Source organism: Streptomyces sp. NPDC048275, assembly GCF_040652275.1.
In the GTDB taxonomy this organism is placed as follows: Bacteria; Actinomycetota; Actinomycetes; order Streptomycetales; family Streptomycetaceae; genus Streptomyces.
Map to the genome: position 1 here is coordinate 1 of NZ_JBEZLR010000076.1, position 12115 is coordinate 12115.

At 70.6% G+C, this 12115-nt stretch carries 6 protein-coding genes and 2 pseudogenes; 4 read left to right on the forward strand and 4 right to left on the reverse strand.

Annotation, left to right across the window (positions count from 1 at the left end):
- Positions 1-582: 582 nt before the first annotated feature.
- Both AB0D57_RS33700 and AB0D57_RS33705 read right to left on the reverse strand, forming a co-directional pair.
- Positions 583-1239, reverse strand: a complete 657-nt coding sequence (locus AB0D57_RS33700) for a histidine phosphatase family protein (RefSeq protein WP_362081859.1) — start codon at positions 1237-1239, stop codon at positions 583-585.
- 143 nt (positions 1240-1382) lie between these two features.
- On the reverse strand, positions 1383-2606 hold the full coding sequence (locus AB0D57_RS33705) for a hypothetical protein (protein WP_362081861.1): 1224 nt from the start codon (positions 2604-2606) through the stop codon (positions 1383-1385).
- 175 nt (positions 2607-2781) lie between these two features.
- Here AB0D57_RS33705 and AB0D57_RS33710 point away from each other — a divergent pair, with 175 nt between their 5' ends.
- From AB0D57_RS33710 to AB0D57_RS33720, 3 genes are all read left to right on the forward strand, one after another.
- Complete coding sequence (locus tag AB0D57_RS33710; protein WP_362081864.1) at positions 2782-3447, forward strand: response regulator transcription factor; 666 nt, start codon at positions 2782-2784, stop codon at positions 3445-3447.
- Positions 3444-4547 (forward strand): histidine kinase, encoded by a 1104-nt coding sequence (locus AB0D57_RS33715; protein ID WP_362081867.1) that lies wholly within the window; start codon positions 3444-3446, stop codon positions 4545-4547. The genes AB0D57_RS33710 and AB0D57_RS33715 overlap by 4 nt, the downstream gene beginning before the upstream one ends.
- 830 nt (positions 4548-5377) lie before the next feature.
- The gene (locus tag AB0D57_RS33720; protein ID WP_362081870.1) at positions 5378-6736 is read left to right on the forward strand and encodes a S28 family serine protease; all 1359 of its coding nucleotides are present in this window, start codon (positions 5378-5380) and stop codon (positions 6734-6736) included.
- 125 nt (positions 6737-6861) lie between these two features.
- Here AB0D57_RS33720 and AB0D57_RS33725 read toward each other — a convergent pair.
- Positions 6862-7125, reverse strand: a pseudogene (locus AB0D57_RS33725) (ankyrin repeat domain-containing protein); the annotation flags it as partial.
- Positions 7126-7363: 238 nt separating this feature from the next.
- Positions 7364-7912, reverse strand: a pseudogene (locus AB0D57_RS33730) (YciI family protein); the annotation flags it as partial.
- Positions 7913-8353: 441 nt separating this feature from the next.
- Between AB0D57_RS33730 and AB0D57_RS33735 the strand changes: the two are divergent.
- Positions 8354-12088 carry a S8 family serine peptidase gene (locus AB0D57_RS33735; protein ID WP_362081874.1) on the forward strand — a complete coding sequence of 1245 codons (3735 nt, stop codon included), beginning with the start codon at positions 8354-8356 and terminating at the stop codon, positions 12086-12088.
- Positions 12089-12115 lie beyond the last annotated feature (27 nt).

Consider the following 12115-nt stretch of genomic DNA (forward strand, 5'->3'; position numbering starts at 1 on the left):
CTTCGTGGGCTGCAGTCTCCGCAGAGATCGCCACGGGTCTCGAACCGGAACGCGTAGCTCTTGATCCCCTACACCACGTCGCGGGACACGGCCCGTTCCCTCATCACCGCAGTGACGCCGAACCTCACCGGTCCGCCCGGAACAGCGGCAAGTAGGACGTATTCCGACAACCCTGCTGCGCGGACTGCGCCGGCTCGCCCCCGGCTGGCTCCACCGTCCGGCTTCTCCGCTCCAGGTCAGGCGACTGTCCGCCCTCGGCGACATCCAGGATGTTGGGCGACTCTCTGTATGAGCATGTAGGCAGGGGTTGGCGACACACACGGTGGACATGAGCGTTGATCCTGTTGGGCGGTCTGAGCCTGCTTCGTGTGCGACGACACGGAGGACACGAAGGCTCGTGGGGAACCAGAACCTAACGAAGCACTACTGACTAGATGCAGATCCTCCTCGTACCGGCCTCTTGCAGCTTCTCGCGCTCGCTGCGTACGTCACCTCGACGCCGCCGGTGCTCCGACCAGCACCCGAGAGGTGGGACGTTCTGTCCCCGGCATCGTGATCGCCGCTTGGTGCCGCAGAGGGGGGTCACACCCGGGCGATGAGGTCGTACCGCTCGTCGGTCACCGCCTCGCCCCACAGGAGCACCCGCCGATTCTGTGCGGAACAGGGCATAGGAGCAGCGCGAGTGGTGCCGGCTCTTTCAGGGGTGATGTCGCCGGGCCGAACGTGCCAGCGGCCACCACGCAAGGTAAGGGAGACCGGCGACAAGGGGGGCACATCGAAGTGCCAGAAGGCTCGTGCTGGTGCGGACAGGGCATGGACGAGCGAGGCCCGGACGACGGCTGGTTCGGTGATGGCCAATGTGCGGCCCGTGTCATGCGGCAGGCTGCTCAGCCAGTGGGCGGTTCGACGGCAGAGCTGGCGTACGGACTCGCCTCCGGTTGGTGCGGCATCCGGGTCTGTAAGCCAGGCGGAGTACGTGTAGGGGTCGTCCATGACGACTTCGGCCACTGTGCGGCCGCGCCACATGCCGTAGTCGAAGTCGCGTAGTGCGGGCTCGAGTGTGGTCTCCAGGCCGAGAGCGCCGGCGGTCTCCGCGCAGCGGATCGACGGTGCCCGGATGGCCAGCGAGTACGGAGGAAGTGTTGCGCGGGCGGCGCGTGCCTCACGCAGGCCCCCCTCACTGAGGAGACCGTCACCGAGGACTGTATCCGTGGTGGTGTCCCCTGCTGGCGCGCACATGAATGTCAGGCTGATCGACATCGGCTTACCTCCGTCCTGGCCCGGCATGACACCGGATGGGGTGAGACCCTCGAAAACCGCGGGTGCCGTGGAATCGTCGGCGCAGGTTGTGCCCCCTAAAGTTTTTAGTCATCGACCCCCGGTTAGTTGATCAGGCGGGCGGGTGTGGTGGCGGCGTGCAGCATGAATTCCAGTGGTCCTCGCCGGAGGGTCCGGGTGCAGGCGAGGGCCAGCAGCATGGCAGCCGCGGCGAAGCCGACCAGGGCTGGCAGGGCAGCGGAGGCAGGCAGGTCCTCGGTGCCCAGGGCCTTGATGGCGATGATGTGGCCGAAGTAGGCGGTCAGGGACACCGAGCCGACCGCGATGACGGGCGCGGCCGGCGACGACAGGCGCGCCGACCGGTTTGTGGCGATGAGGCAGCCCGCGACGACCACGAGGCCGACGCCGGCGCTGCCCAGGATCGACCCTGTCGTCTGGCTCTGCGGCGCGGCCACCAGCAGCCAGTCCGGGGTACTGGTGGTGGGGTCGCCCACGGCGTCGGACCACCACGCCGATGCGGCCGACCCACCATCCGTCGCCGCGCTCACGGCGGCCTGCGTGCCCGGGACCAGGTGCAGAGCCGGCCAAGAGCCGACGTAGCCGAGTGCGGCCAGCGCGCCGCCGAGGAGGGCGACCTTGGCGTGTATGCCGGGCCGGGTGAGGTCGAGCCGCGCCACCGCCGTTCCGGCGATGACGAAGGGCAGCCAGGTCAGTACCGGATACTCGCCGGTGATGAACAATTCGACGATCCCGTCCGAACCGGCGATCCGGGCCGGCGGATCGTGGGCGATGGCGGCATCGGCCCAGCTTCCGCCCTCGACCACAGACCGAAGCAGATACAGGGCCTGGGGCAGTACGAGCACGGTCGCCGCGGCGATGACGGCCAGGGTGCGAGCCCGCAGCCGGTACAGCGGAAGAGCGAGGACGAAGACCATTCCGTAAGCGGCAAGGATCACGTCGACCGGGGTGTCCAGGGAGGTCAGGGCGTATCCCAGGGCAATCAGGGCGGCGGAGCGGATCAGTGCCCTGCCCATGGCCTGCCGCCCTGCGCGACCGGTCTGCGGCTGCGGCCGGCCGGTGAGAAGGACCAGGGTGAAGCCGGCAAGCAGAGCGAGCAGGGCAGAGGACCGGCCACGTGCCACCTCCAGCGGGCCGCCCACGGAAGGCTCAAGGCCGACGTGGGCTGCGTACATGCCGAAAACAGTCAGGCCGCAGGCCAGGTCGAGGACGATCAGCCGTCCTGTTGACGACGTATGGGACGCGCAGGGGCCTGCCCCGGCAGCGGATGCCGCCTCGGACGGCGCGGCCTCTGGAACGTCGTGCGTCATGTGATCCAGGGTCGGAGACGCGGCCAGTCAAAACCATCCGGCAGATGTCCGGAACCACCCCCGCCGACTAGCTGACGTAGCCCCGCCACCCGGCCGGATTGGGTGTCGGAAGCCCGCAGGGTACCCCTCGGCGTGGTACGAATCGGACAGTGGTCCGAAAGCGAGTGGAGCACGCGTGATCCGGGTATTGGTGGTCGACGACGAGGCCATGATTCGTACGGGTTTTCAGCACATCCTCGACACGGCGGACGACATCGAGGTCGTGGCGGCGGTTCCCGGCGGCCAGGCGCTTCAGGCGACGCAGGAGATACGTCCTGACGTCGTGCTGCTGGACATTCGGATGCCGGACGTCGACGGCCTCACCGTCCTGGCCGGCCTCCGTCGGCTGCCTCACCCTCCGGTGGTGGCCATGCTCACGACGTTCGACATGGACGAATACGTCGCAAAGGCACTTCGCTCGGGCGCCACCGGCTTTCTGCTGAAGGACACCGACCCCGAGGAGCTGCCGTTCCTGGTGCGGGCCCTGGCCGACGGCGACACCGTGCTGGCGTCCAAGGTCACCCGAACGGTCGTGGACGGCTACCTGAACGCCGGCCTTCAGGAACCGGCTGCCCGCGGCGTCGCCCGGCTGACCGACCGCGAGCGCACCGTACTCGTCCTCATCGCCGAGGGACTGTCCAACACCGACATCGGCATACGGATGCACCTGAGCACCGGCACGGTCAAGGACCATGTGAGCGCCATCCTCACCAAACTGGAGGTGGACGGCCGCGTTCAGGCCGCCCTGCTCGCCGAACGGGCCGGCCTTCTCAAACCGCCGCGGGACCAGGAGCGGGGATGATCCCCCGCCGTCTGCAAGCCCCGCTGCTGGACGCCGCCCTCGTCGCGGTCGCGCTGCTCGACGTCTGGGCCCATTTCGACACGGACGAGCCGCTGCGCATGGTGTGCGCCGTGGCCGCTGCCCTCGCTCTTGTGCTGCGCCGTCGCATGCCGCTGCTGACCTTCCTGCTGACCCTGCCCGCCGTCCTGTTCTCCGACTCGATCCTCGCCGCGCTGGCCGCTCTGTACACCCTCGCCTCACTCACCCGCCACCGCACTCTGTTGGCCATCTGTGCTGCTGCGTTCACGATCAGCGACATGACCTCCTGGCCGTCACCGAACTTCGACTTCACGGCCTCCTCGACCCTGATCACTCTGGGCTACACGGCGGCGACGGCGGCCGCTCCTGTCTTCCTGGGCCAACTCGTCCAGGCCCGACGTGATCTGTCGCAGCGGCTCGCCGAGATCTCCGAGGCGCGCGACCACGAGCGGCTGCTGACCGCCCAGAGCGTGCTGGCCAAGGAACGCGCGCAGCTCGCCCGGGAGATGCATGACGTGGTCTCCCACCAGGTCAGCCTGATTGCGGTGCGGGCCGGAGCCCTCCAGGTCGGCACCCGGGACGCCGAAGTCAAAGAAGCCGCCGCCACCATCCGGCGGTTGAGCGTACAGACCCTGGACGAACTGCGGCACATGGTCAGCGTCCTGCGCGCCGCCGGGGGCCGCCCCACGGAGCTGACACCGCAGCCGTCCCTGGCCGACCTCGAGCGGCTGGTCACCAACAGCGGCATCGAGACCAAACTGCAGGCAGACTTGCCTGCCGACCTTCCGCCCACCGTCCAGCGCGCCATCTACCGCACCATCCAAGAAGCACTGACCAACGCACGCAAGCACGCCCCCGGCACCACCGCGACGGTTCGCATCCGCCACGAGGACGGCGCCATCCGCGCCACGGTCACCAACACCGCACCGACCCGACCCCCTCTCCCCCTGCCCAGCGCCCACCACGGGCTGGTCGGCCTGCGTCAGCGCGCCGCACTCCTCGGTGGCACTGTCACCTCCGGCCCAACGGCCGACGGCGGCTACGAACTGCGCCTGGAACTCCCAGCCGAGGGCACGTCGTGACGGACTGGTGGCCGCTGCCACCACCGAAGCACGCATCTCGACCCGACGATGCACCCAGTGCTCCACCCACGGGCCGATCCACCACCCACCCCGCACATGTTCAACTGCCTTACGTGACTGCCACCTTGCCGCGCATCATGTTCGCCTCTGGGGTGTCAACCGCCGCCGCAAGGGCACGCGCCGCCCCAAAGGAGGCCTGGTCGGAGTCGCCAAGGAATGGGCCACCATCGAGCCGCAGCGCCTCACCGGCGCTCTCGACGGACGCCGACTGCACCAAGTGGCCTCCTCTGCCGCCCAACACGCCGGCTGGCTGCACTTCGACCAGGGCGAGCACACCGCCGCACAGCGACACTGGATGGGCGCTCCACGCCTCCCACGCCGCAGCGAACCGGGACCTCGACGCCGGCATCCTGTCGGATCTTGCCTATTCCGCGCCTGCGGCGGCACCCCGGACAGCGAACAGCGCCTGCGCAAGCGGGTACAGCTCGCGGAGCGCGCGTCCGTGCTCCGCACACTGTCCACCCAGCCTCGGCCCCGTTTCGGCCTCGCGGAGCGCAGCGGACCCGTCGGAGAACGGCGAGTCTTCGCCCACTGCAGGGGCCAGAGCCTGCTACGTCGCGTCCGCAAAGTAGGTCGTTGGTCTGTTCGTGGCGCGCCATCCGCCCTTGACATCGCGCTCACCGCCGACAGGGCAGCAAGCGGAGCGGCGGCTCAGGAGTCCCCGTGATGTGGTCTCTCCCCCAGCTGGGGGAGAGGGTTCCCTCGCGCGCGGGATCTCCCTGGTGCCGCCGGCCGATGTACTGAGGCAGTCGGCACTGGAAAGGACTTGCATGCGCACCCTCACGAGACGACGTCTGCTCACCTCTGCCGCATCGGCGGCCTCGGCGGCGGGCCTGACCGTCGTGCCTGCGCGGGCCGCGGACCGGACCCGCGCAGGGGCCGATGACGTGGTGGACGCCCTGCGGGCGCTTCCGGGCCTGCGGGTCATCGAGGAACGGCCGGGCGCCGAGCCTGGATACCGCTTCTTCGTGCTAGGCCTGCGCCAACCGGTCGACCACAACGACCCCGGGGCCGGGACTTTCGAGCAGCGCCTCACCCTGCTCCATACCGCCGCCGACCGACCCACCGTCCTGTTCAGCACCGGATACGAAGTGCCGCTCGTGCCGCGGCGGACCGAACCGGCCGTCCTCCTGAGCGGTAACCAGCTCGGCGTCGAGCACCGCTTCTTCGGCACCTCGCGTCCGGCGGCCCTCGACCTCACCCACCTGACGGTCCGCCAAGCCGCCGACGACCACCACCGCGTGGTCCGCCTCTTCCGCCGGCTGTACCCCAACGCGTGGATCTCCACCGGCGGCAGCAAGGGCGGCATGGCCAGCGTGTACCACCGCCGCTTCCACCCCCACGATGTGGACGGCACCGTCGCCTACTCCGCCCCGAACAACGTCGACGACCGCGAGGACTCCGCCTATATACGGTTCCTGGAGCACGTGGGCACCGCCGCCGCCCGCGACGCCCTGGAGACGGCACAGCGACAGATGCTGCTGCGCCGCACATACCTGGTCGCCCGCTACGAGGCCTGGGCAGCCGCCACCAATAACACCTTCCGCATCATCGGCAGCGCCGACAAGGCACTGGAGATCGCCGTCCTGCGGGTGCCGTTCATGTTCTGGCAGAACCGCACCGCTGCGGACGCCACCGCCATTCCCGGCCCGGAGGCCTCCACCGACGCGCTGTACGCGTGGTTGGAACAGACGGCCGCCCTTCCCGTCTACGCCGACTCCACGGCCCGGAGCTACATCCCCTACTGGTACCAACTCGGCACACAAATGGGCTACCTGGACGTTCCCACCGACCATCTGGACGGACTTCTGCAGTACCCGGACGCCATCGAACCCCGCAGTTTCGTGCCGCGCGACGTCCCGATGCACTTCGACGCCGAGGCCATGCCCGACATCGACCGCTGGGTGCGGCGGCGCGCCAGCCAGCTGCTCTTCGTCAACGGCACCCAGGACCCGTCCGTCGCAGAGCCCTTCCGGCCCGGCCCCCGCGACGCGCGCGTGCTGTGGGTGCCGGGCGGCAACCACCACGTCACGATCGCGGGCCTGTCCCCCGCCGACCGCGCGGAGGCTGTCACAGCGCTTCGCCGGTGGGCCACGGGCGTGCGTCGCCAGGGGTCGCAGGCCCGGTGAGCTCGACTCCGTCGGGGACTTGGAGTTTCCCGGTGCGCCAACATGATCAGCGGGCACGCTCGGGGCAGCCGTTCACGGGCGGCTTCCGGAAGCCGCAGTCCGGGCTCCTTGCCCAGCACCGCCGAGAAGACCTCCGGGGAGCTGCCGTCGATGGCGCGCGACAGCGGCGTGGTCCCGTCCGGCAGCACCCGGTCAGGGTCCGCACCGCCCTCCACCAACACGTCGGCGACCTGTCCGTCGTACGCCGCCACGGCCACGCACAGTACCGGCAGTCCGTTCGCGTCCACCGCGTCCGGATCCGCGCCCCTTTCCAGCAGAACCCGTACCGTCTCGGCATCCCCCGCCCGAACCGCCGACCTGAGCCGACCGTCGAGTCCCCCCTCGCCCACGCCCCTGCCCCCCCATTCCGAATGACATCGCCAGCCCGTCGAGCAGAGCCGCAACCCGTCAAGAAAATGCGGCCGAGCTCAGCTGCCGCCCCATGGAAACTGAAGGTCCTTCAGCGCGAACCTACGGATCCACCGGTGTGCGTCAGGCCGATGGATCCGTAGGTTCGGGTGAAACACGAGGATGCTGAGCGGTCCGAAGGTCTTCGGCGGTGACATCGGCCTGGACGTCCTCAGGTGACGACGGCCGCCCGCCGAACTGCCAGTTGTGCACCTCAATGTCGGCGTACCGGTCCGGGGTCAGGATGGCGCGTGCCGTTTCCGGGTCCGGCGCCCGGACCAACGCCGCCGTGCCCAGCCAGGTGGCGCCGCTGTCGGACAGCAGCGGCCCGTAGGCGATCAGCTCGTCCCGGTCGGGCGGCACCGCGAGGTCGGCGGCATCCCCCGCGCCGAGGCCGAGCACCAGGTATCGGGTGCCACCGGTCCGGCCGCCGGGGAAGTCCCACATGGTGCGCCCCAGCGTGTTGCGCCACCGTCGCAGCAGCACGTCCCGGTAGACGCCGGCCTGATAGTTCGGCTCGTCGAAGGCGAACGCGCGGGCAGCGGCGGGATCGGGCAGGTCCACGATGTGCATGCTGCCGGTGGGTGTGTCGCCGTCGTCGGCGAGGGTCGGGCCCCGGGCGATCATCTCCTTCGCGTACCGGTCCATGTAGGACCAGTGCTCTTCCAGCAGCTCGTCGCGCAGCGCTACGGAGCCGGGCCGGTCGCGGTGGTAGCAGAGGAACTCCATGCCCAAGGATCTCTGCCAGGAGGTGACCAGGTCGAGCGGGTTTTACTGCGATGGCTGCTCGGCAGCCTCATCCAAAAGGCACGCGTGCCGACTCCGCGCAGCGGCTGGCCGTCTTCTCCTCGATGCCACAGACGAGCGCGAGGTGGAGCTGGTCGGCGCGCCGCCATGAGTGAGGGCCTCGTCGAGCTCACGGTCGACACAGAGCCTTTCCAGCATGGCTGTCTGGCCGAGGAGCGCCGGCAAAGACGGAGACACCGCTGATGGGGCCGGTCTCGAGCGCGGTCTGCTTGCGCCCCGAAAGGGCATGGCACCTGTTTGCCCCGGTCCGGCCCGTCCACTCTGCGACATGGCCCAACTGCGTCAGACGGGAGCCAGTTTGGGCGGCCGGGGTGATCGCATAATCCTCGGCGTCCCATCCGACGCACAACCATGAGGTCTCCCTTGTCGTTTCTGCCTTTCCGCAGACGCAGGCTGACAGCGCTGTGCACCGCCACCGCGGTGCTGGCCGTGTCGCCCGCCCTGGCCTCCGCGGCCCCCGCACCGCTCTCCGCCTCATCCCCCGCGTCCGCCGCGACCGCGCCCGCGGCGCTCGGCACCGCTCGTAGCGTCACCCTGGTGACGGGCGACAAGGTCACCGTCACCCGGGCCGCCGACGGGACGTCGAGCCGGACCGTGCAGGACCCGGACGGCCGGTACACCGGCTTCGAAACCAACCGGGCCGGCAAGAACACGTACGTCTATCCGCACAGCGCCCTGCCGTACGTCGCTGCGGGGCTGCTGGACAAGGAGCTGTTCAACGTCACGCGGCTCCTGGCTGACGGCTACGACGACGCGCACCGCGACCGGCTGCCGCTGATCGTCACCTACACCGATGCCGCCGCTCGTTCGCGTGCCCTGCCGGTGCCGGAGGGTGCCCGCAAGGTGCGCACGCTGGACAGCATCCAGGGCGCGGCGCTGGGCGCCGACCGGTCGGACGCCTTCTGGTCGTCGATCACCGGGGACGACGCCGGGGCGGCGGCGCGCGACAGCGGGGAACGGCCCAGGTTCAAGGGCGGCCTCGCCAAGGTCTGGCTGGACGGCAAGGTGAAGGTGGACCTCGCCGACAGCACCGCGCAGATCGGCGCGCCGCAGGTGTGGGCCTCCGGCAACACCGGTGAGGGAGTGGACGTCGCGGTCCTCGACACGGGCGTGGACACGGACCACCCCGACCTGGCCGACCGGGTCGCCGCGGCCGAGGGCTTCGTGCCCGGCGAGTCGGTCGTGGACGGCAACGGCCACGGCACGCATGTGGCCTCCACCATCGCCGGTACCGGCGCCGCGTCCGACGGCAAGGAGCGGGGCGTCGCGCCCGGCGCGAAGCTGCACATCGGCAAGGTGCTCTCCGACGACGGCTACGGCCAGGACTCGTGGGTGCTGGCCGGCATGGAGTGGGCGGCCCGCGACCAGCACGCGAAGATCATCAGCATGAGCCTGGGCGGCCAGCCCACCGACGGCACGGACCCGCTGAGCATGGCGGTCGACACGCTCAGCGAGGAGACCGGGGCGCTGTTCACCATCGCTGCGGGCAACGCCGGTCCCGACAGATTCTCGGTGGGCGCGCCAGGTGCCGCGGCCGCCGCGCTGACCGTCGGCGCCGTGGACGGCTCCGACTCCCTCGCCGACTTCTCCAGCCGGGGCCCCCGGGCCGGCGACGGAGGCGTCAAGCCGGACCTGACCGCTCCCGGTGTGGACATCCTGGCGGCGCGCTCCCAGTACGCCGCCGAGGGCTCGGGCTCGTACCAGACCCTGAGCGGCACCTCCATGGCCACTCCGCACGTCGCGGGCGCCGCCGCGCTGCTGGCCGCCGAGCACCCGGACTGGACGGGCCGTCAGCTCAAGAACGCCCTGGTCAGCACCACCAAGGCCACGCCGCGGTACACCCCGTTCGAGGGCGGAACCGGCCGCCTGGACATCGCCACGACGACGGCCGCGAGCACATTCGCCACCGGCAGCGCCGACTTCGGCTTCCGCACCTGGCCGACGCCCGCCGGAACGACCACCGAGCGGAAGGTGACCTACACCAACAGCGCCGGCAGCCCGGTCACCCTCGATCTCGCGGTGCGCGCCTCGGGCGCGGAGACCAGCCCGTTCACCCTGTCGGCCTCGCAGGTCACCGTCCCGGCGCACGGCACCGCCTCGGTGAAGGTGACAGCGCACTTCGACAAGATAGCCGCGGACCAGATGGTGGCCGGGTTCCTGACAGCCACCGGCCCGTCCGGCGCGGTCCTGACCCGCACCTCGCTCGGCGCCGGCCGGGAGGGCGAGCGCCACCAACTGACGCTGAAGGCCAAGGACCGCAGCGGCAAGCCGATCGGCGGCACCGTCATCCTGACGGCGAAGAAGCTGTGGCTGCCGGTGCGGATCGACGAGTCGGGCACCGTGGACCTGCGGCTGCCGCCCGGTTCGTACACCGCGTGGATGGAGGCCGACCTCCAAGGCTCCCACGGCCCGCACTCGCTCGGGCTGGGCCTGATGGCGGTGTCGGACGTCGTCCTCGACCAGGACCGCACCGCCGTCTTCGACGCGACCCGGGCCCGTCAGGTCAGGGCGGTGGCACCCAAGCCGAGCACGCCCGACGGCTCCCGCATCGAGTACTACCGCGGCTTCGCCGACGACGACTGGTCGTCCTCCGCGCGCTGGCCAGGGAGGTCGTACGACAGCGTCTGGGCCCTGCCCACCAAGAAGGTCGCCGAGGGCGAGTTCGTCTTCGGCACACGCTGGCGGCTGGAGGAGCCGGCTCTCACGGTGGCCTCGGGCGACCGGGCCTTCGACGACCTCGTCGTGCACCGGAGCGCGACCCCGCTGTCGCAGGGCCGACACCGGCTCGACGCGATGTTCGCCGGTGACGGCGCCGCTGCCGCGTACGCCTCTGGCAACGCCCGGGGCAAGGCCGTCGTGGTGCGCCGCAACGGCACCGTGCCCGTGGAGGAGCAGGCCGCCACTGCCGCCGCCGCGGGCGCCGAACTGCTCCTGGTCGTCCACAACGGATCCGGCCGCCTGGACCCGTGGAGCGACTCCCCCTGGGGGGCGCCGAACCCGCCGCCGCTGACGATCGCGAGCCTCACCCAGGACGAGGGCGAGCAGCTGATCGCCGGACTGGGGAAGAGCCGCACCCGGCTCGACGTCACCTCCAGCCCGACCACCGACTACGTGTACGAACTGGTCCACGACTACAAGGGCGCCGTCCCGGCGGACCCCGTCTACCGGGCGGCCCAGCGTGAACTGGCCCGCGTCGAGGTGTCCTTCCGCAACTTCCGCGCCGGGAGGGCGCTGGATTACCGCGAGGACATCGCAAGGTCCGGGCCCAGCGCCCTCAACTCCTCGATCGCCCCGGCGCTCGGGGAGCGCACGGACTACGTCACGGCGGGCGAGCAGTGGTCGGGCCGGGCTGAGATCCCCGGCGAGCAGCAGCAGTTCGCGCCTGCGGCGACCTACCGCGCGGGAACGACGAGCAGCGTCCGGTGGTTCGGGCCCGTCCAGCGGCCCCGCCTGGGCAACGGCACCGCCCCGGTCCGCCAGGACGACACGCTGTACGTGTTCGTCCCCGGCTGGGGCGACTCCGGGAACGACCATCTCGGGGCGACCTACGGCAACTTCGGCGTCCGCAACATTCTCAAGCTGTACCAGGGCGACACACTGGTGAAGGAGACCAGCCGATACCAGTACACCCTGACCGTCCCGGGCCTCGGCGCCGGCCCGCTCCCCTACCGTCTGGTGTCGGAGAACGACCGCGACACGTGGTCCGGCCCCTACTCCACGTCCACCCGCACCGAGTGGGGCTTCACCTCCCGCGCGGGCGCCGCGGGCGAGCAGGCCCAAATGCCGCTGATCCAGCTGGACTACGCGGTCGACACGGACGTCGCGGGCAGGACAGGGCGCCACGCCGACCTGACGCTCACCGCGTCCCACCTGTCCGCCTCGACGGACACCGCCGCCATCCGCACAGTGGGCCTGGAGGTCTCCTACGACGACGGCGCGACCTGGCACACCGCGCGGCTCCGGCACAGCGGCAACAGCTGGCACACCAGCCTCGACGCGCCGCGCGCAGCACGGTTCGTCACCCTGCGGGCCACCGCCCGCGACGCCAGGGGCAACAGCGTGGACCAGAGCATCACCCGGGCCTTCGGCCTGAAGTGATCCCCTCGCCCGCCCGCGGACGCGCAT

Excerpts from the sequence above, each read along its gene's own strand:
- AB0D57_RS33700 (WP_362081859.1), bottom strand. The coding sequence starts at position 1,239 with ATGTGCGCGCCAGCAGGGGACACCACCACGGATACAGTCCTCGGTGAC.
- AB0D57_RS33705 (WP_362081861.1), bottom strand. The coding sequence starts at position 2,606 with ATGACGCACGACGTTCCAGAGGCCGCGCCGTCCGAGGCGGCATCCGCT.
- AB0D57_RS33715 (WP_362081867.1), top strand. The coding sequence starts at position 3,444 with ATGATCCCCCGCCGTCTGCAAGCCCCGCTGCTGGACGCCGCCCTCGTC.
- AB0D57_RS33720 (WP_362081870.1), top strand. The coding sequence starts at position 5,378 with ATGCGCACCCTCACGAGACGACGTCTGCTCACCTCTGCCGCATCGGCG.